The organism is Mesorhizobium sp. NZP2298, from assembly GCF_013170825.1.
In the GTDB taxonomy this organism is placed as follows: Bacteria; Pseudomonadota; Alphaproteobacteria; order Rhizobiales; family Rhizobiaceae; genus Mesorhizobium.
The window spans coordinates 3915724-3941398 of sequence record NZ_CP033365.1; the positions used below are offsets into that span (position 1 = coordinate 3915724).

21 protein-coding genes are annotated in these 25675 nt (G+C 60.6%); 12 read left to right on the plus strand and 9 right to left on the minus strand.

Annotated elements, in window-relative coordinates; all coding sequences use genetic code 11:
• Positions 1-9: 9 nt before the first annotated feature.
• Positions 10-1191: a carbohydrate kinase family protein gene (locus EB231_RS18935; RefSeq protein WP_172350205.1), complete on the minus strand. Its 1182-nt coding sequence runs from the start codon at positions 1189-1191 to the stop codon at positions 10-12.
• Between the two features lie 354 nt (positions 1192-1545).
• Positions 1546-2352 (minus strand): hypothetical protein, encoded by an 807-nt coding sequence (locus tag EB231_RS18940; RefSeq protein ID WP_172350206.1) that lies wholly within the window; start codon positions 2350-2352, stop codon positions 1546-1548.
• 991 nt (positions 2353-3343) lie between these two features.
• Here EB231_RS18940 and EB231_RS18945 point away from each other — a divergent pair.
• The 6 genes from EB231_RS18945 (at position 3344) to leuD (ending at position 10454) form a co-directional block, all read left to right on the plus strand.
• Positions 3344-4558 carry an ABC transporter substrate-binding protein gene (locus EB231_RS18945; RefSeq protein ID WP_172350207.1) on the plus strand — a complete coding sequence of 405 codons (1215 nt, stop codon included), beginning with the start codon at positions 3344-3346 and terminating at the stop codon, positions 4556-4558.
• Between the two features lie 151 nt (positions 4559-4709).
• Positions 4710-6554 carry an ABC transporter permease gene (locus EB231_RS18950; RefSeq protein WP_246740677.1) on the plus strand — a complete coding sequence of 615 codons (1845 nt, stop codon included), beginning with the start codon at positions 4710-4712 and terminating at the stop codon, positions 6552-6554.
• Positions 6547-7344, plus strand: a complete 798-nt coding sequence (locus tag EB231_RS18955) for an ABC transporter ATP-binding protein (protein ID WP_172350209.1) — start codon at positions 6547-6549, stop codon at positions 7342-7344. Before EB231_RS18950 ends, EB231_RS18955 begins: the two co-directional genes overlap by 8 nt.
• 2 nt (positions 7345-7346) lie before the next feature.
• Entirely contained in the window at positions 7347-8039 is a 693-nt protein-coding gene (locus EB231_RS18960) for an ABC transporter ATP-binding protein (protein ID WP_172352956.1), read from the plus strand.
• Between the two features lie 374 nt (positions 8040-8413).
• Positions 8414-9820, plus strand: coding sequence for a 3-isopropylmalate dehydratase large subunit (gene leuC, locus EB231_RS18965; RefSeq protein ID WP_172350210.1), 1407 nt, complete (start codon positions 8414-8416; stop codon positions 9818-9820).
• 7 nt (positions 9821-9827) lie between these two features.
• Positions 9828-10454 carry a 3-isopropylmalate dehydratase small subunit gene (leuD, locus tag EB231_RS18970; protein WP_172350211.1) on the plus strand — a complete coding sequence of 209 codons (627 nt, stop codon included), beginning with the start codon at positions 9828-9830 and terminating at the stop codon, positions 10452-10454.
• A 289-nt stretch (positions 10455-10743) separates the two neighbouring features.
• On the opposite strand, the gene EB231_RS18975 is transcribed toward leuD, so the two are convergent.
• The 4 genes from EB231_RS18975 to EB231_RS18990 form a co-directional block, all read right to left on the minus strand.
• The gene (locus EB231_RS18975; protein WP_206681844.1) at positions 10744-11496 is read right to left on the minus strand and encodes a flavin reductase family protein; all 753 of its coding nucleotides are present in this window, start codon (positions 11494-11496) and stop codon (positions 10744-10746) included.
• A gap of 14 nt (positions 11497-11510) precedes the next feature.
• The gene (locus EB231_RS18980) at positions 11511-12353 is read right to left on the minus strand and encodes a fumarylacetoacetate hydrolase family protein (RefSeq protein ID WP_172350212.1); all 843 of its coding nucleotides are present in this window, start codon (positions 12351-12353) and stop codon (positions 11511-11513) included.
• Between the two features lie 119 nt (positions 12354-12472).
• Positions 12473-13567, minus strand: a complete 1095-nt coding sequence (gene leuB / locus EB231_RS18985) for a 3-isopropylmalate dehydrogenase (RefSeq protein ID WP_172350213.1) — start codon at positions 13565-13567, stop codon at positions 12473-12475.
• Between the two features lie 191 nt (positions 13568-13758).
• Entirely contained in the window at positions 13759-14652 is an 894-nt protein-coding gene (locus EB231_RS18990; protein WP_172350214.1) for a LysR family transcriptional regulator, read from the minus strand.
• 181 nt (positions 14653-14833) lie between these two features.
• Between EB231_RS18990 and EB231_RS18995 the strand changes: the two genes are divergently transcribed.
• Both EB231_RS18995 and EB231_RS19000 read left to right on the plus strand, forming a co-directional pair.
• Entirely contained in the window at positions 14834-15646 is an 813-nt protein-coding gene (locus EB231_RS18995) for an SDR family NAD(P)-dependent oxidoreductase (protein WP_340163183.1), read from the plus strand.
• A gap of 5 nt (positions 15647-15651) precedes the next feature.
• Positions 15652-16911, plus strand: a complete 1260-nt coding sequence (locus EB231_RS19000) for a metal-dependent hydrolase family protein (RefSeq protein ID WP_246740678.1) — start codon at positions 15652-15654, stop codon at positions 16909-16911.
• Between the two features lie 394 nt (positions 16912-17305).
• On the opposite strand, the gene EB231_RS19005 is transcribed toward EB231_RS19000, so the two are convergent.
• The 3 genes from EB231_RS19005 to EB231_RS19015 form a co-directional block, all read right to left on the minus strand.
• The gene (locus EB231_RS19005; RefSeq protein ID WP_172350216.1) at positions 17306-18136 is read right to left on the minus strand and encodes an aldo/keto reductase; all 831 of its coding nucleotides are present in this window, start codon (positions 18134-18136) and stop codon (positions 17306-17308) included.
• 71 nt (positions 18137-18207) lie between these two features.
• Positions 18208-19089, minus strand: coding sequence for an NmrA family NAD(P)-binding protein (locus EB231_RS19010; RefSeq protein WP_172350217.1), 882 nt, complete (start codon positions 19087-19089; stop codon positions 18208-18210).
• 33 nt (positions 19090-19122) lie between these two features.
• On the minus strand, positions 19123-20406 hold the full coding sequence (locus EB231_RS19015; RefSeq protein WP_172350218.1) for a serine hydrolase domain-containing protein: 1284 nt from the start codon (positions 20404-20406) through the stop codon (positions 19123-19125).
• A gap of 187 nt (positions 20407-20593) precedes the next feature.
• Here EB231_RS19015 and EB231_RS19020 point away from each other — a divergent pair, with 187 nt between their 5' ends.
• The 4 genes from EB231_RS19020 to EB231_RS19035 all read left to right on the plus strand — a co-directional run bounded on the left by EB231_RS19020 (position 20594) and on the right by EB231_RS19035 (position 25587).
• Positions 20594-21493: a LysR family transcriptional regulator gene (locus tag EB231_RS19020; protein WP_172350219.1), complete on the plus strand. Its 900-nt coding sequence runs from the start codon at positions 20594-20596 to the stop codon at positions 21491-21493.
• 434 nt (positions 21494-21927) lie between these two features.
• Complete coding sequence (locus tag EB231_RS19025) at positions 21928-22803, plus strand: substrate-binding domain-containing protein (protein ID WP_172350220.1); 876 nt, start codon at positions 21928-21930, stop codon at positions 22801-22803.
• Positions 22800-24254, plus strand: a complete 1455-nt coding sequence (locus EB231_RS19030) for a sensor histidine kinase (RefSeq protein WP_172350221.1) — start codon at positions 22800-22802, stop codon at positions 24252-24254. Before EB231_RS19025 ends, EB231_RS19030 begins: the two co-directional genes overlap by 4 nt.
• Positions 24244-25587: a sigma-54-dependent transcriptional regulator gene (locus EB231_RS19035; protein WP_172350222.1), complete on the plus strand. Its 1344-nt coding sequence runs from the start codon at positions 24244-24246 to the stop codon at positions 25585-25587. Before EB231_RS19030 ends, EB231_RS19035 begins: the two co-directional genes overlap by 11 nt.
• Positions 25588-25675: the final 88 nt, after the last annotated feature.

The window sequence follows — 25675 nt, forward strand, 5'->3', positions numbered from 1 at the left end:
GTCTTTGATTTAACTTGTCATAACAGTGTCGCTCGCCAAGGCGGCGGCCTTTAGGGTGGCGAAATCCGCGATGTAGCCCTGCGCGCCTTCGACCGTGGTCGTCAGGCTCGCGCCGATCGCGGCATGGCGGGCGGCGGCGTCCAGCGACGCGCCATGCAGCCACAGGCTCAGGAAGATGCCGGCGAAGCTGTCGCCGGCGCCGGTGGCATCGACGCGGTTGACCGGAAGTGCCGGCACCTCGATCTGTGGGCCGCCGCCAGCCGGGAAGACGACCGCGCCAAACTCGCCAAGGGTGAGCACGACGGTTCCTCGCGGCTTGATGCGTGACAGCATCAGCCGCACCTCGTCGATCATGCTTGCGATTCCGGTGCGAAAGCCGAAAATCTCGCGCATCATTACGTCGTTGATGAAGGTCAGGTCGATCTGCCTGACCATCTGCGCGAAGGTTTCCGGCGTGCGCGCGCTTCTGGGCAAGCCGGCCGAATGCAGGCTGACCTTCCAGCCGGCCTGATGAAAGCGTGTGATGGAGGCGGTCATCGTCTCATAGTGAAAGCCTTCGATATGCAGGCAGGCCGGGCGCTGCTCGGGCTGGATGTCCAGATTGGCGGTCAGGTCGACCTCGCCCAGTTCGAACGGCTCGCTGATGATGGTGCGGCTGCCGTTGCGCTCGATGATGACGATCGCCTGCGAAAGCCGGTTGTTGGGCGTGCTGCGGATGGGGAGGGCGTGGACGCCCAGCTTGGAAAGTTCGCCCAGCGCCCAGTCGCTTTCCGCATCCCTGCCGACCGCCGTCGCCAGTTCCACGTCAAGGGCGTAGGGCGCCCCGACACCGGCCGCGGCAACCGCGAGATTGGCCGCCGGGCCGCCAAGCGCCTTTTCGATATGGCTGGCGGTGATCCGGTCGTCTCTATGCGGCAGCACGTCGACCCGGCACAGGAAGTCGACGCTGACGCGTCCGGCGACCAGAAGCCTTGGCAGGTGATCGAGGTTTTTTGGCCTGCGCAGTGCGCGGCCAGGCAGGGAACGGGCAAACGAACTCGGCCGGTACATCAGCGCGGCGACTGCTTTCTCGATGCGGTCGCGCGTGTCTTCCCTGAGGCCGGCTGTGCCATTGATGAAGTTCGATACCGTGCCGATGGAAACACCGGCGGTCCGTGCGACATCCGCTATGGTAGGGCGCTTGCGTTGCAATTGCCTGGTTCCGATTGAAGCGTTTCAAACGGTAGCAGCGCACGTGCGGCGCCTCAACGAAACTATTTTCCAAAAAACTGAAGATCGTTCTCATTTATTGGAAGATTGATCCAGGCGGATCAAGGTGACTGGAGCGATCTTTCCAGGATTGAACGATTTTCAAATTTCCGTATTTCGCTCGATCCGCTGCGCCAGATCGGACGCTCATCGCAACGCCTTCCAGCAACCCAGCAAGCGGCTGCCACGCTTGAATGGCCCTCGGGCGTTTTCCCCACGGCCAGAACAGCAATGCCGTCGGGCGAACCCGACGGCATTGTCTTCGACAAATCAGGATACTGCCGTTTTGGTGGACGCCTAAGGCGTCGTCTCCGCGTTGATCTTGGTCGCCATCTGGTCGATCTTGTCGGCAAGGACGCCTTGGGCCCAAGCCGTGACCTCGGCGTCGACTGGTTTGTTGGCCATGTCCGTCAGCGCCGCGTCGAGCGACGCCTGATCGGTGCCGACGGTCGCCGCGGCAGCCGCCGCTTCTGCCTGGGCCGCCGCCGCGTTGTCGGCGTCGACAACGGCCTGCTGAGCCGTGATCTGATCGTTCACAGCCTGGACTTGCGCGGGTGTGGCGGTCGGGTCCGCCTGCAGCGCGGTCAATTGCGCATTCAGCGTATCCAGTTGGACCTGGGCAGCAGCGGCCGTGGCGGCAGCCGCCTCGGCCGCGGCCTGGGCGTTCTTGGCTTTCGCCGACTGCGTCACAAAGGCCTGAATGGCAGCGAATTTCTTGCTCTTGGAATTCATATAAGCGTTGATGTTGCGCTGCAGCGAGTTCAGTCGACCAAGCTTGGCATGGATGTTCTTGTCCTTGGGCACGGACGCAACCTGGGTGGTGTCGACCGTGGTATCTACCGTGGTATCGGTTGTTGTGTCCGTTTCCGCCTTGGCTACCTGTCCTGGGGCTGACGCAGACTTTCCATGCGAAGCGCCGCTCTTGCCATGGCCATTGCCGCCGGCATTGCCGTTGCCATTACCGCCGGCATTGCCACCGCCGTTGCCGTTGCCACCGCCGTGCCCGTTGCCGCCACCGTGCCCATTGCCGCCTCCGGCGAGCGCCGGCGACGCCAGAAGCGCCAATGCGGCAAGCGCCGCGAACAGAGTTTTTCGGTTTGTCATGGGTAACCTCCTCGGGGAATCGCCACCTCCACCCAACCGCTAGGGCAGCGTAATATGAGAAACCGCTAACCGTACGGAGTAAACTTTAGACAAATGCGGTCGCAATGCGCGAGGCCGGTGACCGCAAGCGGCGTAATCATTTGATATTCCACGCAAATCAGCGCCATGAGACGGCGATGGCACTGAAGTCCCATGCCGGTCGGACCATGGTCCTGGCTGCCAACCAATAATGGTCGAGCGGCCTGGCGGAAAGGCGCTGGAACACGGGAAGTCGATGACGAAAGCCTTGTCGGATGCGTTGCGTGCGAACGTCCTGGCTTTGCTCCCGGCGAAGATGACGTGTTCGCCATATCGGCCTAGCTCAGATCAGAAGCAGGCCCTTGATGCTGGCATATCCCTTGCGCCCGATGATGATGTGGTCATGCACGGCGATGCCCAGCGATCACCGTGGCTTCTCGTCGTAACCCCGGCGCTGCATTGGAGCGCTAAGGCGACGATGACAGCTTTGCGCCTCACATCCGGTCAATCAGAAACTCAAGGGCCGAAATTTCAAAGCGGACACTAAGACCGTCCTCTCACCTGCTTTGCCGCTCGGGACAGGTTCGGTAATGGGCCCTTTCGAGGTGAGGAAGAAGATACTGAATTGAGGGCGCTGGTGCTCGGCAGCGCCCATGGGATGAAGCGTCGCGAACATACAGGAATGTTCCGCCTACTAGTGTCGCTCGGTCACCAGAGGGGCGCCGCGATCAGTGAAACGCGGTAAAACCTTGGCGCACGCGGAAATCATTCGAGGTTGGCCCGCGGATGTTCTGGAGTTTACCATGGCGATGCGATGGGCGCGATGTGATGCATCTCCAAACGCGATGACGTGCTGCCCATATGAGACTTCTCCCATTGCTTTCGTTGCCGCTAAAAATCGAATGACAATAAGATGCGGTCACTGGAGTGGCTCACGGCTAGGGATGCCTGTTTTCGAGGAGGAGGAGTTGAAATGCGGATAAAATCATTGGCCGCCGCTGGCCTGCTGACGGCTATCGCTTTTGCCGGTACCGTCCCGGCGTATGCCCAGATGAAAGCCAAACAGTTCAATATCCTGATGTTGACCGATCTTTCTTCGGTTTACTCAGAAACATCGGGTCCCGGTGACGTTGAATTCGCCAAGATGGCTGTTGATGACTTCGGTGGAAAGGTCAACGGCGTACCGATCAATGTCATCGTCGTCGACAACAAGCTGGATCCTGCACTCTCGGTCAATAAGGCGCGCGAGATCATAGACTCTCAGGGCGTGAACCTCATTACCGACGTGTCGAGTTCCGCTGCAGCCATCGCCATAGCCAAGCTCGCCAATGAAAGGCACATTCTGACGACCTTCGTTAGCCCGGGAACCATGGCGCTTACTAATGAAGCCTGCGGCAAATACACTTGGCACTATGGATACGATACCTCAGCCATGTCCGCGCCGGTCAAGAAAATGACCCAGGACGGCACCAAAAAATGGTATTTTATCACAGCCGACTTTGCCTTCGGAAAGTCGTTGCTGGCTTCTTTCTCGAGTGCCGTTAAGCAAAATGGTGGTGAGGTCGTTGGGGTGGATATGGTGCCGTTCCCGAACGACGATTTCTCAAGCTATCTTCTCAAAGCGCAGGCGGCTGGCGCCGAGGCTATTGGCATCCTTGAATCCGGACAGGATCTGCGCAACGCGGTTAAGCAGGCCCGTGAATTCGGCTTGATGGATGCCGGAATAAAGATTGTTCCCGGACAGTTGAATCTTTCTGATGTGAAGGCTCTCGGGCCGGACACGTGGGCCGGCGTAAACGCCGCGCTGATCTGGTATTGGGATCTCGACGACGAAACCCGGAAATTCACAAAGCGTTTCCGCGAGAAGCTGAGCTTCTACCCTGGTGACATACACGCGGGCAACTATTCTGCCGTCTATCAAGTACTGAAGGCCGTCCAAGAAATCGGGACGGACGATCCCGACAAGGTAACGGAAGCCCTAGAAGGTCGGCGTTTCAGCGACATGTTCACCAAGGACGCGCTCATGCGCAAGCGCGACCATCTTGTGGTGAAGCGTACCTTTATTGGCCAGGTCAAACCCGCATCGGAGGTCAAGAACGACAGCGACTTTTTTAACATCGTCGGGTCGGTTCCAGGGGATGAGGCGTACTACCCGGAAGCAGAAAGCACCTGCAAGCACGATTGGTAGCGGAAGAAGCATGCCTCCCGCCATCGGCTGATCGCCGACGGAGGGAGGCGTTCATCCGCAACGCAACCGAGGCCGGCCAATGTCTTACTATGCAATTTTGCTCTTCAACGGACTTGTGACGGGAGGTGTCCTGGCGTTGATGAGTCTCGGCATGAGCATCATCTTCGGCATGATGCGCGTAGTCAATTTCATGCATGGCGCGATGTTCATGCTGGGCGCAATCGTCGCGGTGATTCTGGGATCGCATCTCGGTGTTTCGCTTTGGCTGGGCTTTCTCATTTCCGCCGTTCTGGTCGGACTGCTTGGTGTGATTATTGAGCGGCTGCTCATCCGCCGACTTTATGGCTTGGATCTCGCCTACATCCTGATTTTGACCTTCGGCCTCTCGCTGATCATCGAAGACGTTGTTCGAATTTTTTACGGCGTTACGTCGGCGCCATACCTGGTGCCTGACCTTCTCAAGGGTGCCGTCAGCCTCGGCTTCGCCTCATACCCGAAATATCGCCTCTTCGTCGTTGTGGTATCGGTGTTTCTATGCCTGGGCACATATTTGGCGCTTGAGCGCACGCGCCTGGGATCTCTGATCCGGGCGGCATCGGAGCGGCCCGATCTGCTTAAATGCTTCGGCGGCAATGTGCCCCTTCTCGTGTCCGGCACGTTCTTTTTCGCCTCCGCTCTGGCTGGGCTCGCGGGGGCGCTTTCCGCACCGATGCGCAACGTGTCGCCGTTCATGGGAGAGGAAATGATCAATTTCGTCTTCGCCGTGGTCGTCGCCGGCGGCATGGGCTCGATCGCCGGATCGGCAATCATGGGCTTTGCGTCAGGCCTCGTCTCGGCTATCGCGGCCATCTTCTATGCGCCGGCGGCCTCCGCAGTCATATACATTCTGATGCTTGTCGTGCTTCTAATACGCCCGGGCGGGATTTTCCAAGGCATCGATATTTCGCATTTCGCGCTGCATTATACACCGATGACCGAGCGTGCGCGGCGGGTGTTCTTGAGCCGACCCACCGCTCTCATTGCGCTGGCGGCAGCGCTTTTGCTTCCGTGGCTGGTCTATCCGGTCCTTGCGACCGACATTATCCTTTGGGGGCTGTTTGCGGTTGGTTTCGATCTGTTGTTCGCGATCGGCGGACTCCTCTCGTTCGGCCAGGCCGCCTATTGGGGCATGTCGGCCTACGTCACCGGGATCCTGATGGTTAAGTTCGGGGCTCCAATGTTCCTTTCGCTGCTCGGCGGCGTCGCCCTGAGCACGATTGTAAGTCTTCTTTTTGGCTTCATCGTCGCAAGAAAGAAAGGGATCTATTTCTCCATGATCACCTTTGCATTCGCGTCGATCGTTTATTTCGTCGTCAATCAGTTTCCCGACTACACGGGCGGTGAGGACGGGTTGCACGGATTGGTTCGACCAACGCTCCTGGGCTTGGACCTCAAGGACGACCGGATCTTCTATTATGTTTGCCTCGCTGCCGCTGCCTTGGTGATTTTCACGGTAATTCGACTTCTAAAGTCGCCGTACGGCCTTGCGCTTCTCGGCGCCCGCGAGAACGAGCAGCGCATGATGAGCCTTGGCTACAGCGTCTACGGCTTGCGTGTGAAGGCGTATGTATTTTCGGCGGTGGTGTGCTCGATCGGCGGCGCTCTCTATGCCCTTAACCATCAGTTTGTTACCCTTGAAATGGTCTCATGGCGCGCTTCTGGAGAGCCTATCATGATGACGCTGCTTGGCGGCGCCGGTACCATCTTCGGCCCATTTCTAGGCAGTGGCATCGTTTTGCTCATGCGCAATACGTTGTCGTCAATCACGGACAATGGCAGCCTGTTCCTCGGCCTTCTGTTCGTGGCCGTCGTACTGTTGTTCCGACGCGGAATACTCGGCGAGATCGTGCATCATTCGGTCGATCGCGCCACGTCGCCCGATATGCCGGCAAAGGGTGAGCTTTACGCCGCAAACCCGAACCAGATTGCAACAACCGGAGAGGTGGCCGATGCCTGATCCTGGCGTTAGTAACTCCGTCTACGGGGCGGGTTCGACAGACGTGCCGCTCCTTGAACTGCAGTCGGTCACAATGAGCTTTGGCGGTTTCACGGCCATCAACAACATCAGCTTGAAGTTCGAGAAAAAGCCGGTTTACGGGATCATCGGACCGAACGGCGCCGGCAAGACCACTCTGTTCAATATCTTGAGCGGTTTTTATCGGCCCAAGCGTGGTCGTCTGCTGTTTAACGGTGAAGACATGACTTCGCTGCGCACCGAACAGTTTGCCCGGCGCGGGATCGTGCGAAGTTTTCAAATCACCAGCATTTTTCCCAATCTGGCGGTCATGGACAATGTTGTCCTGTCGGTGCAACGGCGAGCGGATGGGGGCGCCAAAGTGCTGGCGAAGTCAGGCTGGCACGAGAACCACAGACCTGAAGCCAACGCTTTGCTGGATCAGGTCGGCATTCCGCCATCTTTGCGCGAGCGGCCGGCCAGTGATCTTTCCTATGGCCGCAAACGGGCCTTGGAACTCGCGATCTCCTTGGCGGCGCACCCGGCGATCCTTCTTCTCGACGAACCGACCGCAGGGATGACGAGTGCGGACGTGTCACGCACAACTGACCTAATCGCCCAATTGTCCCGCGAGCGCACGATCATCGTTGTGGAGCACAATCTTGGAGTCATCGCCGATGTCGCCGACGAAATCATCGTCATGCAGCAGGGTGCTCTGCTCGCTTGCGGGCGCTATGACGACGTACGAAAGGACCCTCGCGTAATCGAAGCCTACCTGGGAAAACGCCATTGAGTATGTTGGAGATAAGAAATCTCGATGCCTATTATGGTGAAAGCCATATATTGCAGAGCGTCGGCCTGTCAGTCGACGCAGGCGAGGTCGTGACGCTGGTGGGGCGCAACGGCGCCGGCAAGACCACGCTGCTTAAATCCATCATTGGTGACATACCGCGCCGGACGGGAAGCATCCGTTTTGGCAGCTCGGAAATCATCGACATTTCGCCCGAGCGCATTTGCAGGATGGGAGTGGGCTTTGCCCCTGAGGACCGCGGCATATTTTCGACATTGAACGTCCATGAAAATCTGACCATCGGTCGGCCGAACAAAACCACAGGATGGCCACTTGAACGGATTTACCAGCATTTCCCGATTCTCAAGGCACGGCGCCTGCAAAAGGCAGCGTCTCTGTCTGGCGGAGAGAAGCAGATGCTGGCGATCGCGCGTCCGCTCTATATGGGAGCGTCGTTCCTCCTGCTTGATGAGCCAACCGAGGGCTTGGCTCCTGTAGTTGTCGATGCAATCGGTGCGATCATTAATGATATCAAGTCGACCGGTCTGACAATTCTATTGGTCGAACAGAATCTTCAGTTTGCGGCTGAGGTTACGGACAGATACTACATGATCGAGAACGGGAAGATCGTAAAGGAATTGACGAATCTCCAGATGGCTGATGAGGAACAAAGTCTGCTCGACTATCTTGGTGTCTGACAATTCTCCTACTTCTCGTTGCGTGTAGGAAGGCGTGCCGGGATCGGAGCCTTCGTGACCGACCGTTTTAGGTGTCGGCTTGGGAATGCCGATCAACGCCTGACAGGGCTGGGAGGCAGAACTGTCCAGCCGCTCCGCTGATTTTGAAGATGCGGCGGGCAGAAGCAACTGGACCGTGGCGTGATCCGCATCGTCGTTCGCGACGGAGCCATGTCGAAATGAGCCTTCAAGGCGTGTGGGCTAACTCCTAGATTGCAGGCGGCCTGATACCTCTGTGGATTTCGCCGACGACGAGCGCCTGGTGTCCAGTCGCATGCTCCGTTCAGCGAGTGTCCTCGGCAGATGCAATCAGGCGCCGCCGCGAAGAGGTCACCATGGCGAAGACGCTGTATGAAAAAATCTGGGATGCCCATGTCGTCAAGCCACTGGGCGACAACAGGGCCATTCTCTTTGTCGACCGCCATCTGGTTCATGAAGGTGTCGCGACTTACGCATTTTCGGGGCTAAGTGCGCGCGGGCGCAAGGTGCACCGTCCCGATCTGACGATCGGCGTGGCCGACCACGTCGTTCCCACGACGCCCCGCGTCAACGGGATCGCCTATGAGGACGAGGACGCCCGCAAGATGGTCCAGGACATTGAGGCCTACTGCGGGCAGGCCGGTATCGACGTCTATTCGGTCGGCAACCGTCGGCAGGGTATCGTCCACGTGATCGGGCCTGAACTCGGCTTTGTGCTGCCCGGCGCGCTGCTGGTGTGCGGTGACAGCCACACCTCCACCCATGGCGCATTCGGGGCACTCGCCTTTGGCATCGGCATCTCCGAGGTCGAGCACGTGCTGACGACGCAGACCATCGTGCAGCGCAAGTCCAAGTCGATGCGTGTCAACGTGAAGGGCGAACTGCCCTCCGGCGCAACGGCGAAAGACCTAATCCTTTCGATTCTGCATACGATCGGCGTGGCAGGTGGTACCGGCCACGTCATCGAATACCAGGGAGAGGCGGTTCGGGCGCTGACCATGGAACAGCGCATGACGCTGTGCAACATGTCGATCGAGGGCGGCGCGCGCGCCGGCATGGTGGCGCCCGACGAGAAGACCATCGCCTATCTGGAAGGACGCAAATACTCGCCGAAGGACGAAATGTGGGGCCGGGCAGTGGATTCGTGGCGCTCGCTGAAGTCAGATCCGGATGCGTTCTTCGACGCGGATGTCGAAATCGCCGGATCCGACGTAGTGCCCTTCGTCACCTGGGGCACCAATCCCGGCCAATCGCTGCCGATCGTAGGCAGGGTGCCAAACCCTTCATCCTGCGACAACGAGAGCGAGCGCACCAGTATCCAAGGCGCACTCGACTACATGGGCCTGCAGCCCGGACAGGCGCTGACCGACATCCACGTTGATCACGTCTTCATCGGCTCGTGCACCAATGGCCGCATCGAGGATTTGCGGGCCGCGGCCGCAGTGGTGCGGGGGCGCAAGGTCGCCGACGGTACGACCGCCTGGATTGTGCCTGGTTCGGGGCCGGTCAAGGACCAGGCTGAGCAGGAGGGACTCGACCAGATCTTCATCGAGGCCGGCTTCGACTGGCGTGAGCCGGGCTGCTCGATGTGCCTGGCGATGAATGGCGAGCGGCTGAAACCTGGCGAACGATGCGCATCGACATCGAACCGGAATTTCGAAGGGCGACAGGGGCGCGGTGCGCGTACGCATCTGATGAGCCCCGCCATGGCCGCGGCAGCGGCGATCACCGGCCATTTGACAGACGTGCGCGAACTGATCTGAGGCGAATATGGAACCGATCTCCGGACACAGCGGCATCGCCGCGCCCTTTCCGATGTCCGACATCAACACAGACCTGATCTATCCCCAGCAGTTCCTGCGCAAGCCGGATCGCAACGCGATGGCACCGTTCCTGTTTCACAGCCTGCGCTACAGACCAGACGGCACACCAGATCCGGACTTTATCCTCAACAAGCAGCCCTATGACGAGGCGACGATCATCATCGCGGGGCGTAATTTCGGCTCCGGTTCGTCGCGCGAGCACGCGCCCTGGGCACTGAAATCATTCGGCATACGCTGCCTGATCTCCTCCATGTTCGCCGATATATTCAAGGCGAACTGCATCAACAACGGCATCATTCCTGCGACCGTCAGCGAGGACGTGCTGGCAGAGTGCCTGCGCGCGGCGGCGAATCCGCAGGAAGCGCGCTTCACGGTGGACCTGGAAAGGCGCGAGCTCAGCCACCTGCGGCTTGGCACAGTGCCGTTCTTGATTGTCGATTCCGACCGGGAGCGGCTGCTGAAGGGCAATGATTTCATCGACGACACTCTGGCGGAACTGCCGGCGATCAAAGATCATGAGAAAGCGTCGGCGCAAGCGACGCCATGGCTCAGTCTCGGGGCTGTCGCCGACTGATACGAAAGGGACAAATGGCGTTATTGTCGGCTGCGCTTGGAGACCACGCAGTCGCGGATGCACCGTTCTCTGCGACGCTGGCAGCGATCGTGTTCGCTGCTGTTTGAGCCACAACCGCTACAGAAAGCGACGCTATCGGGACACAGCTAGGGTCATCCATGGCTCGAACGACTTGCCTCGGTTACACGCCAAAACTCCATAGGGTCGCTCTCGCTCCGCCGCCCTGACAGCCGCTCGACGAGCGCCGAACACCGTGAAGGAAGCGCCGCTTCCATTCCCGCAATCCGGCTTATGGCTGAAGGCGTGCCATCTCGAAAATGTCGTCGCAGACAATGTAGCTGTTACCCTGCATCCGCCCGACGACGCGCATCTTCGCCGTATCGACATGGAAGCGTTCCGGATTGATGAGCAGGTCGTTGCGGATATGCATGACTTGCACAAGGCCGAGGATAAGCGAACGGTTTGACCCCAGCTCGACGATTTGCATCAGCTTGCACTCGAAGGACACCGGGCTTTCTGCGATGCGCGGCGCGCCGATCGAAAGCGAGGCCTGCGAGCTCAGCCCGGAGACGGTGAACTCGTCGACGGCCGGGCCGTATTCGGTGGCCGTGACGTTCATCACCTTCAGCCGATCTTCGTCGACCAGGTTGACGACGAACTCGCCGGTGGCGCGGATGTTACGGCCTGTGTCCTTCCGGTCGCCGGGACTGCGGTCGTTGATCGAGAATCCGACAACCGGCGGATCCTCGCCGAAAACATTGAAGAAGGAGAACGGCGCGGCGTTGCGCTGACCGGCTTCGCTGATGGTGGAAACCCAAGCTATAGGGCGGGGCGTGATGGTGGAGGACAGGAGCTTGTATCGCTCAATGGGCTTGAGGTCGGAAAAATTGAAATGCATGCCTGCTCCGGCGGGTCTAGAAATGTCAGATGCCAACATTGATGGGCGATGTGAAGGCCCTAACCGGGATGGCGAACGGAAATCGTCAGCCTTCGAGGATTTAATCGCTGCCACCCACGTCAAAGGCGTCGGGTCGACGGTCATGGAGCATCCGATCGCTACGCCTGGATGCATTGCTGGCGCTGTTCGCCAAGACCCTCGATGCCCAAGGTAATGACATCGCCAGCCTTGAGAAAGATATTCGGCTTCTGACCGAGGCCGACGCCGGGCGGAGTGCCGGTGGAAATGATATCGCCGGGGCGCAGGCTCATGAACTGCGACAGATAGGATACCAAGTGCCGCACGCCGTAGACCATGGTCGCTGTCGAGCCGTTCTGGAAGGCTTTGCCATTGACCTCGAGGTGCATCTTCAGCGCCTGTGGATCGGACACCTCGTCCGCGGTGACCAGCCAGGGGCCGAGCGGGCCGAAGGTGTCGGCCGACTTGCCCTTGGTCCACTGACCTTGTCGTTCGGCCTGGAAGGCGCGCTCGGATAAGTCGTTGACGACACAATAGCCAGCGACATGGTCCATCGCCTCGTCCTCCGAGACGTATTTCGCGGTCTTGCCGATAACGACGCCGAGTTCGACCTCCCAGTCGGTCTTTTCGGAACCGCGTGGGATTTCGACCCGGTCGTATGGACCGGTGATCGCCGAAGTTGCCTTCATGAAGATAATCGGCTCGGACGGCACCGTGGCGCCGGTTTCCTCGGCATGGTCGGAATAATTCAGCCCGATGCAGATGAATTTGCCGGTCCCGGCGACGCAAGGGCCGATGCGTGGATTGCCATCGACGACCGGGAGACTGGCGATATCGATCGCACGGAGCGCGTCGAGACCAATGGGACACAGCGTCTCGCCGGCAATATCGCAGACATGGCCAGACAGGCTACGAATGAGGCCCTTGCGGTCGAGAATGCCAGGCTTTTCCGCACCCGGCTCGCCATAGCGTAGCAATTTCATCGCGTGTCGTACTCCTTTTGCGCCTGCCCGGGATTTCAGTCGAGCGTCAGACCTGGATTGAAGACGCCCGGGCAGGAGAAGGACTCTCCTTTCTGGGAGCTTGCGACGTATCGGACCGATCAGCCGACGGCCTGCCTGCTGGTTCCGGCGACGAGAACCGCTACAACGGCGTCACCCATCTCGCTGGTGGAGACCCTGCGGCAGCCGGGCCGCATAATGTCGGCGGTTCGGTAGCCAGCTGCAAGCACCGAGCGGACCGCAGCCTCGACGCGCGCGGCCTCATGTTCCAGCGAGAAGGAATAGCGCAGCATCAGCGCTACCGACAGAATCGCTGCCAGCGGATTGGCAATATTGCGGCCCGCAATGTCGGGTGCGGTGCCGTGGACAGGTTCGTAGAGCCCCTTGTTTCCGATGCCCAACGAGGCCGACGGCAGCATGCCGATTGAACCGGCCAACATCGCTGCGGCATCGGAGAGGATGTCACCGAAGACATTTCCGGTGACGATGACGTCAAACTGCCTGGGATTGCGGATCAGCGCCATGGAGGCTGCGTCGACATAGAGATGGGTCAGTTCCACATCCGTATAGTCCTTGCCGACGCGGGTCACCACCTCGCGCCACAACATCATTGTCTCCAGCACGTTCGACTTGTCGACAGAGCACAGCTTCCTGCCGCGTTTTTGCGCCGCCTTGAAGCCTACATGGGCGATGCGCTCTATCTCGCTCTCGGTGTAGCGCATTGTGTTGATGCCTTCGCGCTCGCCGGCCGCGTTGACCGAGATGCCGCGCGGCTCACCGAAATACAGGTCACCATTCAACTCCCGCAGGATCAGCATATCGACGCCTTCGACCACCTCCGGCTTCAGCGTCGATGCGTCGAGCAATTCGGGATAGAGCAGCACCGGACGAAAATTGGCATAGAGCGACAGCGCCCGGCGAAGCCGCAACAGCCCGTTTCCAGCGCCCTCGGATGGTGGGCGGTGCTCGTCGGCGGGCACACCGGTACCGCCAAGCAGGATAGCGTCAACCGCACGGCAGAGCTCAAGCGTTTTCGCCGGCAACGCATCGCCGACGGTCTGAATGCCTTCGTCGCCGATGATGGCTTCGGTCATCTCGAAGGCGAGTCCAGCGCCGGCAAGTGCGCGCAACACTTTGACCGCCTCAGCGGTCACCTCCTTGCCGATGCCGTCGCCGGGAAGTACCGCGATTTTCACGTCCTATTCCTCCAGATGGATTTCACAGGAGCGCAAACCACCACGGCGCGCGCCCTTTCGGGTGTCTTATAGGAGTGTCGCGTGCATCCTCGAAGTCGTCCTTCGGAAACAGCCCATCGCCATAGGCGAACGCGCGTCGGCGGTCGCGGGCGGACCGCGCCGACGAGGACGGCTGGCGAAATCAAGCGGCCTTATCGGGTTTCGCTGTTGGTGAGATGGTTGAGCAGCAGGCGCACGGGCGGCGGCATGGTCTGGCTTGCCTGCACGCAAAGGTTCCACTGGCGCTCGGCCCAGGGTTCGTCAAGGACGATGGCGACGGTGTTGCCGCTGGTCACATAGCGCTCGGCGCATTTCTCCGGGACCAGGCCGATCCCCAGTCCGGCTTCAACCATGCTGAATACGGTCTCGAAACCGTTCACGCGGACCGGCATCCGCAACGAGCGGGCGAGGTCGGAAGCAGCGCGTAGCACAAGAGAGTCGAGGAAGGATCCCTTCATCGGCCCGATTAGATCGAAATCGGTGAATTCAGCAAACTTGACGATCGTGCGGTCCGCCAGCGGGTGGTCCTTGTGAACGAGTGCGACAATGCGGTCGACACGGTAGGGGATGATCTTCAAGCCTTGGCGCGGCACAACGCCGCCGAAGACGCCGATATCGGCGGCGTTCTCCGCCACCGCCTCGAGCGCCTGCTGGCTGGTCCCTTCCTGCAGGTCAATGCGCACGGCGTCGTGTAGGGCGAGGAACTCGCGCAGGTCACGCGGAAGGTGTTGGATGATGGTGGAAACGCTGGCATAGACGCGGACGTGGCCGCGCACGCCGCTGGCATGATTGGACAGCTCGGATTCCATCTGGCGCAGGTCGCGCATGACCACGCGGGCGTGGTACAGCAGGGAATTGGCGGCCGCGGTGAGTTCCAACCCCTTGGAACCACGCAAGAACAGCGGTGTCTTGAGCCTGGCCTCGAGATCGGAAATGCGCTTGCTGATTGCAGATGCAGCTATGTGCTCGCGGTCGGCGGCCTTGGCAATGCTTTGCTCCTCACAGACTGCGACGAACAATTCCAGTGACAACAGGTCGAAACGCACTCGTTACAAAGCTCCACGCTTAGGTTGCCCGACCACGATCCAAGGATGGACCGACAATCGCGAATGGTTCGGTCGCGCTGGGGCGCATCGCGGATCACGACGCACGCGTTCCCAATCAAGTCTTCGCGCTGCCCACCATGTCTCCAATAAGGTCGTATTCCCGTTTGGCAGAAAACACAAAATGAAATTGCCCACGTGCGGCGAAGCGGGCACCAACGGAAAGGTCAGGATCCGTCCATACATGAATCAATATGATCTCGAAGGCCGCACCGCGGTCATCACGGGCGGCGCTCAAGGTATCGGGTTTGCGGTGGTCAAGCGTATGCTCGAATCGGGCGCTAGCGTTGCCATCTGGGACCGCGACGAAACAGTTCTAAGGGCCTGCGCCGACAAGCTCGCGGACGCCGACCGCGTATACTGCCGGACAGCCGATATCGGCGTGCTCGCCTCAGTGGAAGCGGCGACAAAGGCGACGCTCGGGCGCTACGGCAAGGTCGACATCCTGATTAACAATGCCGCCCTTGTCGGCCCTAACATGCCGACTTGGGAGTACCCGCCGGAAGCCTTCGCAGAGGTGGTCCAGGTCGGCCTCAACGGAACTTTCCACTGCTGCCGCACGATCGTGCCGCACATGATGGAGAAGGGTTACGGACGCATCGTCAACATCAGCTCTGTCGCCGGCAAGGAAGGCAATCCCAATGCGGTCGCCTATTCGTCAATGAAAGCCGGCGTGATCGCGCTAACCAAGTCGCTTGGTAAGGAGTTGGCCGATCGCAACATCGCCGTCAACTGCGTGACGCCGGCCGTCGCCAAGACACCGGGCGCGATGGCCCAGGCGCCCGAACATATAGCCTATATCCTTGGCAAGATCCCACGCGGGCGCATGCTCGAACTGGAGGAGGCAGCGTCCATGATCTGCTGGCTGGCGACGCAGGAGAATTCCTTCACCACCGGAGCGGTCTTCGACCTGTCGGGCGGACGTGCGACCTATTAACAGGAATGATTGAAGAGGAGATTCCCATGCCTTCATTTGTCTTCGAGAACGCGCGCGTGCTTGATGGTTCCTCGGACGACGGGGAGTATGACCGTCATATACGGGTGTCGGAAGGCATGATTGACGAAGTTTCCGACAAGCCGATTAAGGACGCCAACGCGATCATGATCGACCTGAAGGGCAAGACGCTGATGCCCGGCTTGATCGATTGCCACGTCCACGTTTATTCGGCCGCTGAAGATCCGTCCGCCAGCTCACGTATGCCCAACGAACTGGTGGCGCTGCACGCGGCCAAGATCGTCAAGGGCATGCTGTTGCGCGGCTTCACGACAGTCCGCGACGTCGGTGGGGCGACGCTGGGCTTCAAATACGCGCTTGAAAGCGGTCTGATCGACGGACCCAGGTTGACCATGTGCGGCAAGGCTTTTGTCCAGTCCGGCGGCCATACCGATCCGCGCGAGCGCGGCGAACTGATCTCGGCTGAGACCTTCAACAATCAACTCGGCAACGTGTCGAAGATCGTCGACGGCGTTGATGAGTGTCGCCGCGCGGCGCGCGAGGAGATACGCAAAGGCGCTCAGTTCATCAAGGTGATGGCCGGCGGCGGCGCGGCGCAGCTGCGGATGCCACGCTCATGGAATGCCTATTCGATGGATGAGCTTCGCGCCTTCCAGGAAGAAGCGGAGAACGCCAAGACCTACGTCTGCGTGCACGCACATTCGGACGAGTCAATCGCGCGGGCGCTGGCCTGCGGGATCAAGTCGATCGAGCACTGTACGCTGATCACCCCCGCGACGGCCGCGATCATGGCCGAGAAGGGCGCCTATTCAACGCCGACAATCAGCGCATACGAGGGACAAATCATCGAGGCTGAAAGGCTCGGACTCGACGCTGCCGCCGTTGAGCGCCTGCAGTGGGTGCGTGATCGTGGCCCGGAATCGCTCGAGATCATGCACAAGGCCGGTGTAAAGATTTGCCACGGTTCGGATCATCTCGGCTTTCTACATCCACACCAGAACCTGGAATTCAATATCCGCGCCGAGGCGCTGCCGCCCATCGAGGTCATCCGATCGACCACCATCAACGCGGCCGAACTGTGCTTGATGGCTGGCAAGGTCGGCACCATCGCCGCAGGGGCCTATGCTGACATGATTGTGATAGACGGCGATCCACTGAAAGACATCTCGCTGCTCGGCGACGAGGGCAAATCCTTCCAGGCGATCATGAAGGGTGGGGTTTTCTACAAGAACGAACTTTCCCACTAAGGGTGGACGGATTCGACAAGATGGAGGCTGGGGCGACGGGCGCGAAAATTCCGCTCCGTCTTTTCAGTGTCGTCGGGCGACGCGGACCTGCGGCCCGCGCGCGATCTGAAGCGACAGCACACTGTACGTTGGCAATCCGGCGGACGGGCCGCTTCTCGGTACACGTCGATGAGGCGCATGGCGGCAGTCGAGGCGCATGGCGTCAGCAGTTAGATGGACGCCGCCGAGCCAAGGACATTCGACTCGGAGGATGAGGACCGACGCGCCTAATCTCGGTCATTGCCTCCAATAGCCGTGGTTCCAACAACCAATAGCCGTGGTTCCAACAAACGGATTGCACGGTTAAATCGAGGGTGTCCTTTGAGGTTAGCCCGTGGATTGACGAACCTGCGTTTCAGGACGTTGCAGCCTCCCAGTTTGGAGCAAAGGGCGGGTCCACGTAACGTAGGTTCTTCGGCAAAGCCGCGATGGCCGCGCGGTCCTGATCGTCGAGGCGAATGTTGAGCGCATCGAGATTGGCTGCCTGGCTCGAGGGGTGAGCGGCTTTGGGAATCGCGATGACTCGTTCCTGGTCCAGAAGCCAGGCGATGGCGATCTGGGCGGCGGTGGCGCTGTGCTTTTCACCGATCCTGGCGAGGACGGGATCCCTCGCGGCCCGACCCTGCGCAAGCGGCGCATAGGCGGTCATCGGAATACCCTTGCCACGAAGATAATCCAGCATCGGCGTCTGCGACAGGAACGGATGATATTCCACCTGATGAACGGCGATGGGGGCGCCGATATCCTCAACAGCGCGCCGGATCATGGGCAGGTTGAAGTTGCAGACGCCTATGGCGCGGGCCAGCCCTTCTTCCTTCAGTTTGGTGATCGCTTCCAACGTCTCGCCCATCTTCATGTTCGCCGACGGCCAATGGACCAGAAAGAGATCAACATGGTCGAGACGAAGCTTGCCGAGGCTGGCATCGAACGATCGGCGCAGGGCGTCGGGGGCAAGCTTGTCGTGCCAGACCTTGGTGGTGACGAAGAGATCCGCACGCTTCAAGCCGGAAGTGGCGAGTGCGGTCCCGACGGCGGCTTCGTTGTCGTACATGGCTGCCGTATCGATATGTCGGAACCCGAGGGCAAGCCCGCTTTCGACCACGGATCGGGCGGCATCGCCCGGCATCCGGAATGTACCAAGCCCCAGACGGGGGATGGCGACGCCTTGAGTTTCAACCGTTTCCATGATCGTTCCTTTCAATTTGCGAGGGACGCGGCAGAGGCAGAAGCCGTCCGCCGCCCGTTCTACCGGCGGGCTCAGGCGGTCTCGCTCGCGGCCGCCTGCCGGACCAGCGCTTCGATCACCTGCTCAAGTGATGTCGTGCCCATGGCACGGTTTTCGCCGTCTGCCTTGAAGTCGATCCAGCCTTCGTTGAAGCCGTCGAGCATGCGCATGCGCGGCTGTGGGTTACGCGTACCCTGGGCACGGAACAGGCCCTCCCAGCTTTCCCGCGGGACGATCTCCACCCGCACCGGGTGCCCGAGCACCGACGCGAAGGCATTGGCGAGATCGTTGGGCGAGACCCGTGCGGGGCCTTCCAGTTCCACGACCCGCTTGCCGGTCCACTCCTCGCGGATCAGATCTGCGGCAAGCCGGCCGATATCCTGCGTCGCCACCATGGCGAAGGTCTTGTCGGCAGGCTGGAGGAAGCTATGCAGCACGCCTTCATCGCGGGCCGGCGCGACGTCCCAGGCCGCATTTTCCATGAACCAGCCGGGCCGCAGGAAGGTGACGGGAAGATCGAGCTCGCCGAGGGCTTGTTCCAGCATCGTCCGCTGGCTCAACAGATTGTCCACTTCCGCGTCGGCGCCGATGGTGGAGAGGCAGACGACCCTTTCCGGGCGGGCAGCAAGGAGAGCGGTCGTCAGCACCTCATTCTGTTTCGCCGCTTCCGGATAGCCGGGCGCCGGGTCGAATTCCGACGGCGGCAGGATGAAAACGCCAGTGGCGCCGTTGAAGGCGGCAGCAAGCTGCGCGGCGGCGTCCATCTCGGCAAAGGCGATTTCGCAACCTCGCTTGCGCCAGATTTCCGCCTTGGCGGGGTCGCGCAGCACCGCACGGACCGGTTCTCCGGCATCGATCAGGGCTTTCGCCAGCGCGCCGCCGACCTTGCCAGTAATTCCTGTAATCGCATACATGGTATGTCTCCTGGTGTTGAGGTCGTGAATTGATCAGGCGAGGCTGTCGTAGAGGCCGCGCTCGAATGTGCCGTAGAGCTTCACGACCTTTTGGTCGTAGAAGGGCAGAAGCTGGGTGAAGATAGCTCCGGTCACCTTCCTGACAGGGTCGAGCCAGAAATAGCAGTTGAGCAGGCCGGCCCAGGAAATGCTGCCTGCCGACCGACCGTTCGGACCGGGCAGCGTGTTGATGTCGAACGAATATCCCCACTTGTGGGGCTCGCCGGGAAACTGGTCGAAGCTCTGCGAATAGGCAGGCTGGGCGGTCCTCATGGCCTGGACATCGAGGTCGCCGATCTGGTTGCGCATCATCGACGCGACCGTTTCCGGCTTCAGCACCCGTACGCCTTTATGAGTGCCTCCGTTCAGCAGCATCCGCAGGAAGGCCATGTAGTCGCGCGGCGTACTGAAGCCGCCGCCGCCGCCCATGAAGAATTCCGGCCGCTGAGGCATTTCGAAGGGCGCGGGCGTCAGGCCGCCGTCTTCGCGACGGTTATGGAAGGTGGCGACCCTGGCCTTCTGCGTGCTTCCGATCAGGAAGCCTGAATCGGTCATGCCGAGCGGGGCGAAGATGTTCTCGCGGAAATAGACTTCCAGTGACTGGTCGCTGACCGCTTCCACCAGCTTTCCGACCCAGTCCATGCTGATGCCGTATTGCCAGCGTTCGCCGGGGTCGAATTCGAGCGGTGCCAGGAAGGCGCCGTTCTTGCACGTGGCGATGTCCGGCATGCCGGTGACGTTCTCGTAGCGGGTTAGTGCATCGCTCCAGATCGAATAGGTATAGCCGGAGGTGTGTGTGAGCAGGTGACGCACCTTGATGGCTCGCTTGGCCGGACGCAGGCGCGGCTGGCCGTCGCCGTCGAAACCCTCCAACACCATCGGATTGGCGAGTTCCGGCAGATATTTCGCCGCATCGTCCTCGGGATCGATCCTGCCCTGCTCAATTAGCTGCATGCAGGCGGTAGCGGTGAAGGCCTTCGTCATGGACAACAGCCAGAATACCGTATCGGGGCGCATCATTGCTCCGGTGACGGTATTGGCCTTTCCGAAGGTTCCTTCATAGATCATGCTGTCTGGTCCTGCCGCGGTGGCAACGACGCCGGCGACGGTACCGTCCCGCACCGCCTCTTCCATGGCCATGTCGATGGACTTGAAGTTGCCGGACCGCGCTTGCGGGTTGGCCGCCAGTGCGTGGACCGGCGTGTTCACGGCGGCGGCGCCCGCCGCCAGCAAAAGGCCGCCACGCGCCAACAGGCTTCTGCGTGAGATCGCATTCATGGATGAATTCCTTCTCGCAAGGCCGGAGACTTCCGCGGTCCGGTGTGCCGCTGCGCCGTCCGGGCGCTCAAAAATCATCTATGGGAAGCGATGCGATGATTCACGCGCAATAAAATCAAAGATAAGATGACTCAAAATCACTCATATGGGACGGTTGCGATCACCGACCTTGCAAAGGAGAGAGGGCATGAGTTTCGACACGCGGTTGTTGACCGGGGTCGGCGTTTTCGGGGCGGTGATGGAAGCGGGCAATTTCGTGCGGGCCGCGGATGTTCTCGGTCTCACGCCATCGGGGGTCAGTCGTGCGGTGGCGAGGCTCGAACAACGCGTCGGTGTCAGGTTGTTCGACCGCAATCCGCGCGAGGTCACGCTGACGGAGGAGGGCGCCCGCTTCCATGCCCGGATAATGCCGCTGCTGGCCGGACTGGAGGAGGCGGCCTCCGAAGCCGCCGGTTCGGCGGCATTCGTCGGCGGACGGCTCAGGGTTTCGATCGATCCCTGGTTCGCGCGAATGGTGCTGGCGCCGAGGATCGGTGAATTCCTGGCACGCTACCCCGCACTGTCGCTCGATCTAACCACCAGCAACTATCGCGAAGAGATGATGAGCGGCGCGGATGTCGCCGTGCGCTTCGGTCCGCCGGACGAATCCTCGCTGATCGCGCGCAAGCTGCTGGACGTACCGGTGCTGACCTGTGCCGCCCCAAGCTATCTCGACCGTCACGGCATTCCAGCCACGCCCCACGACCTGATGCACCACGATTGCATCCTATTTCGCGACCCGCAGACCGGGCGGCCGTTCACCTGGGAGTTCCAAGGGGATAGCGGGACCATCGAGATCAAGGCGTCGGGGCGGTTGGTCATGGACGATCCCTCCGCTGCCGTCGCGGCCGGTCTCGCGGGGCAAGGCATATTCCAGAGCCTTGCCATCGGCCTCGACGAGTGGCTTGAGAGCGGGGCGCTCACGACGATCCTGGCGGAATGGTCCGACGAACAGTTTCCGCTTTACGCCTATCATCCGTCACGCCACATGCCGCCGGCAAAAGTGCGGGCTTTTCTGGATTTTGTTCAACGGATCGCGGCGGCGTAGCGCGGGGCATTCTTGCCGCGCACGGCCCTGGCTGTCCACCGGCAAGAATGCTTGCCGCCTCGCATGACGGTGTTGCATAACGGTCATATGAGCCGACGGGGGGCGCCGCTCAGGCCATGGATCGAGCGGCCGATGCAATCAGCGCCTCAGCCGCTGGATGTCATCGCCTGGCTGCCGGTGACGCATGCTACAGCTCTGACGAGGGGCACATGGTCGAGCAACTCGGCGACCGCCTTCGCACGCGGGGGACATTCGCGTCCATTGGCCAACGCAACCCGCTATATATGGCATGACATAATGGCGTTTCTCCATGCTGGTCAGAATCCTGGATTTTGCACCGCCAGTCGGGACAATCGATCGATTCGATCGAACATCTCGCACTCATCCGTACTTCTGGATAGATTGAAGCCGTGCGAGAATGAAGGCAGGCATTCGTGCCAACCCACAACCAACCTGGTCGGCGGAATATCCTCAAAGCTGCTGTGGGCGGCTTCGCTCTGCTGAGCTTATCCCGACAGTCTACGGCCGAAATCGCGCCCTTTCAGTTCGGACTCACTCCGGTTTTCCTCTCCAACGATCTGGAGCTTCTTGGCCACCTCCGGGCCTATCTCACTGCGAAGCTAGATAGCCCGGTCGAGCTGGTGACGCGTCGGACCTATCAGGAAATCACGGCGCTGCTCGTGTCTGGGGAAATCCATGCGGCGTGGATCTGCGGCTACCCTTATGTGCAATACAAAGGGGAGCTCGATCTGGTCGCGACCCCCGTCTGGCACGGCAAACCACTCTACCAGTCCTATTTGATCGCCGCTGCTGACCGTAAGGTCGACGACTGGCACGGGCTTGCCGGCGACGTTCACGCCTTCTCGGATCCCGATTCGAACTCCGGTTTCCTGGTCACCCGGGCGTTGCTCGCCGAAAACAAGGTGCTGCCGGAGGCGTTTTTCAAAAAGACCTTCTTCACCTACGGACACCGCAACGTCATCCGTGCCGTGGCCTCGGGATTGGCACAGTCCGGCAGCGTTGACGGCTATGTCCATGAGGTCATGCGCGAGACCGAACCCGACTTGGTCAAGCAGACCAAGATTGTCCGCAAGTCGGAATGGCTCGGCTTTCCGCCAGTGGCGTCTCCGAAGTCGCTCGCCGGCGACGCGCGCGTCAAGGCGCTGCAACAGGCGTTGGTGTCGATGAACAAGGATCCGGAAGGAATGAAGGTCCTTAGACTGCTGCGCCTGGATGGCTTTGCTGCAACCGATCCGTCGCTCTTCGACACCATAGCTGCCAAGGTCGAAACCGTGAGGCAGTTCGGATGAGCATGGCGCAACGACTGCGAGCGATCCCTGTTTCTTACCGTGTTCCGGTCATGGTGGCGCTGCTGATGGTGTTTATCAGCGCCGTCATATCTGAGCGTGTGCTCGACCGGCTGTCGCATACGCAAAAGACCTATCTGGACGGACTTGCGGAAACCTATCTCGACGGATTGTCCTCGGCGGTGGTGCCGGCGGTGCTGCGCCAGGACGTTTGGGAAGTCTATGACGCCCTCGATCGGTCTTCATCCTCGTATGAGGCGCTCTCTCCCGTCGAAACGGTCGTGACTGGTGCCGATGGTCGAGTTTTAGCGGCAACCGATCCCATCCGCATGGCCACGTTCTCGCAACTGCCGGACAGTTACTTCAAGCGTTATGGCCCAGGCATTGTGACGATCGATGAGGCGACGTCGACCGGGTTTGCCAAGCGGGACCTGGTGTATCAAGGCCAGTCCATCGGGACGATTCACGCCACTTTCGATGTGTCGCATCTGTTCGCCGAGCGACGTGAGATCTTGGTCACGCTGCTGATCACCAACGGCGTGCTGGCGGTGATGTTTTCTCTCGGCGGTTTCCTGATCGTAAGGCAGATGATCGCGCCGATGCGGATCCTCGAGAACCACATGCGGTCAGCGGCCGACGGGGCTGCAGAGCCAATATCCCAAGATCAGATCCCCAAAGGCGATAGCGAAGTGGCAGGCCTGTTTAGGGGCTATAACACGCTGGTCCAAGCCGAACGCGAGCGTGCGAATTTCGCGATGCAACTCGCTGAGGAAGAAAAGCTGTCCAGCCTGGGGCGCCTTGCATCGGGCATGGCGCACGAGATCAACAACCCGCTGGGAGGGCTGTTCAACGCCCTCGATACGTTGAAAAAACATGGAGAGACACCCGGCGTCAGGGACACGTCCATAAGCCTGATCGAGCGCGGCCTTGCCGGCATCCGGGACGTGGTCGAAGCGGCCCTTTCGACCTATCGACCGGAACGCTCGCATCGCCCGTTGTCGGCCGACGACCTTGACGACGTCCGCCTCCTCCTGAAACCCGAACTGCACCGCAAGCGGCAACGCCTGGATTGGGAAATCATCTGGAACGACATGCCTGAACTACCGGTGAGGGGAGGGCCTGTGCGTCAGGCCGTCCTGAACCTCCTGCTGAATGCCAGCACGGTTACCCCAGAGGGCGGAGCGCTCTCGCTGAAGGCGAACTGCTCGGGCGACTTCCTCAACATCGAGATCGGCGACCAGGGTCCCGGTATCCCGCCCGACATCGCGGGGATTCTGGTCGACAGCGATCCAGGTCCCGCTGTGCGAGCCGGCTGCGGCTTGGGTCTCTGGATGGTCCGGCGCGTCGTCGACGAACTCGGAGGGTCTGCCGCAATCACCACAAGAGAGGGGGGAGGGACGGTGGTCACGCTGACCATTCCCTTCGAAAGGGAGACCAAAGCCAATGCAGCCTGACCCAGCACGCATAGGTCTCGTTGAAGATGATCCGGTAATGGGAGGGTCGATCGTTCAACGCCTCGAGCTCGAGGGCTGGCGCGTGACCTGGTGGCAGTCAGGACGGGACGCCATTTCCGGGATCGAAGGAATCTCCGATGCCCTCGATCTGGTGATTTGCGACATCCGTCTCCCGGATATTTCGGGCGAGGTCGTTTTCAATGAGCTTGCCAACCTGCCGAACTCGCCGCCCTTCATGTTCGTCACCAGCCAGGGTGAGATTGATCAGGCGGTTCGTCTGATGCGGTCCGGCGCCGTTGATTTCATGACCAAGCCATTCGCGATGGATGAATTCCTGCGGCGTATCGATGCGGGACGGCGCACAACCCACAGCCAACTCCGGCTGAAGGGTTATTTTCTGGGGGAGTCGACCGCCATCCAGCACGCCGAAGACCTGTTGCGCCGCTATGCCGGCCATGATCTGCCCGTCTTGATTGCCGGCGAGACCGGCTCCGGCAAGGAAGTCGCCGCGCGCCTTCTCCACGAGGTTTCGCCTCGGAGTGCCGAGCCCTTTATCGCCGTGAATTGTGCAGCAATCCCGGCCGAACTGCTTGAGAGCGAGATCTTCGGACATGAGAAGGGGGCGTTTACCGGCGCCCAGCAACGGCACCTCGGCTACGCCGAGCGAGCCGGGAAGGGCACGCTGTTTCTCGATGAGATTGGCGACATGCCAATGCCCCTACAGGCCAAGCTCCTGAGGCTGATCGAGGACGGCAGCTTCAACCGGGTCGGTGGCGAGGCTCCCTGCAAATTTCGCGCGCGTGTCGTCTCCGCCACCCATCGCGACCTTGCACAGCGTGGCGGATCGTCTGGCTTCCGCGAAGATCTCTATTTCCGGCTTGCCGTGTTGCCGGTGACGATCCCGCCTTTGCGCGAGCGACACGAGGACATCCCCTGGCTACTCGGCCGGTTTCTTGAGAATGCGGTCAGCCGGTCTGATGTCCGGATCCGGGGGTTCAGCGCGTTGGCCCAGGAAGCTGCGCTTACCTATCCTTGGCCGGGAAATGTGCGGGAACTCCGGAACCGTGTCGAGCGAGCGGTTGCCTTGTCGACCAGCGAATGGATCATGCCCGGTGACTTGTTCCCGGAGCGGGCAGTAAAATCAGGGAATACGACATTCGCTCCCCTCGCCGATGTTCGCGACGCGGCCGAGCGACGCCAGATCGAGCGGGCGCTGGACGAAACCGGCGGTCAAATAGCGAAGGCCGCCGGCCTGCTTGCGGTCTCGCGAACCACGCTTTGGGAGAAAATGACGCGGCTCGGACTGGCCGATCGGGCGCGTTCGACTTCCTGAACCTTCGGCAGTGCAGCATGTTCGGGTTTCCGAACGTGGCGGACAATTTCCAGCTGTTTCCTCCGTCCTGTTGCGGCGAAACCAACGG

What these genes read in the sequence shown, in the direction of transcription:
- EB231_RS19020 (WP_172350219.1), top strand. Translation starts at nt 20,594, where the DNA reads ATGAGTTTCGACACGCGGTTGTTGACCGGGGTCGGCGTTTTCGGGGCG.
- leuD (WP_172350211.1), top strand. Translation starts at nt 9,828, where the DNA reads ATGGAACCGATCTCCGGACACAGCGGCATCGCCGCGCCCTTTCCGATG.
- EB231_RS19005 (WP_172350216.1), bottom strand. Translation starts at nt 18,136, where the DNA reads ATGGAAACGGTTGAAACTCAAGGCGTCGCCATCCCCCGTCTGGGGCTT.
- EB231_RS19000 (WP_246740678.1), top strand. Translation starts at nt 15,652, where the DNA reads ATGATTGAAGAGGAGATTCCCATGCCTTCATTTGTCTTCGAGAACGCG.
- EB231_RS18960 (WP_172352956.1), top strand. Translation starts at nt 7,347, where the DNA reads ATGTTGGAGATAAGAAATCTCGATGCCTATTATGGTGAAAGCCATATA.
- EB231_RS19035 (WP_172350222.1), top strand. Translation starts at nt 24,244, where the DNA reads ATGCAGCCTGACCCAGCACGCATAGGTCTCGTTGAAGATGATCCGGTA.
- EB231_RS19010 (WP_172350217.1), bottom strand. Translation starts at nt 19,089, where the DNA reads ATGTATGCGATTACAGGAATTACTGGCAAGGTCGGCGGCGCGCTGGCG.
- EB231_RS19015 (WP_172350218.1), bottom strand. Translation starts at nt 20,406, where the DNA reads ATGAATGCGATCTCACGCAGAAGCCTGTTGGCGCGTGGCGGCCTTTTG.
- EB231_RS18975 (WP_206681844.1), bottom strand. Translation starts at nt 11,496, where the DNA reads ATGACCGTCGACCCGACGCCTTTGACGTGGGTGGCAGCGATTAAATCC.
- EB231_RS18940 (WP_172350206.1), bottom strand. Translation starts at nt 2,352, where the DNA reads ATGACAAACCGAAAAACTCTGTTCGCGGCGCTTGCCGCATTGGCGCTT.
- leuC (WP_172350210.1), top strand. Translation starts at nt 8,414, where the DNA reads ATGGCGAAGACGCTGTATGAAAAAATCTGGGATGCCCATGTCGTCAAG.
- EB231_RS19030 (WP_172350221.1), top strand. Translation starts at nt 22,800, where the DNA reads ATGAGCATGGCGCAACGACTGCGAGCGATCCCTGTTTCTTACCGTGTT.
- EB231_RS18995 (WP_340163183.1), top strand. Translation starts at nt 14,834, where the DNA reads ATGAAATTGCCCACGTGCGGCGAAGCGGGCACCAACGGAAAGGTCAGG.
- EB231_RS18980 (WP_172350212.1), bottom strand. Translation starts at nt 12,353, where the DNA reads ATGAAATTGCTACGCTATGGCGAGCCGGGTGCGGAAAAGCCTGGCATT.
- EB231_RS18955 (WP_172350209.1), top strand. Translation starts at nt 6,547, where the DNA reads ATGCCTGATCCTGGCGTTAGTAACTCCGTCTACGGGGCGGGTTCGACA.
- EB231_RS18950 (WP_246740677.1), top strand. Translation starts at nt 4,710, where the DNA reads ATGAGCATCATCTTCGGCATGATGCGCGTAGTCAATTTCATGCATGGC.
- EB231_RS18945 (WP_172350207.1), top strand. Translation starts at nt 3,344, where the DNA reads ATGCGGATAAAATCATTGGCCGCCGCTGGCCTGCTGACGGCTATCGCT.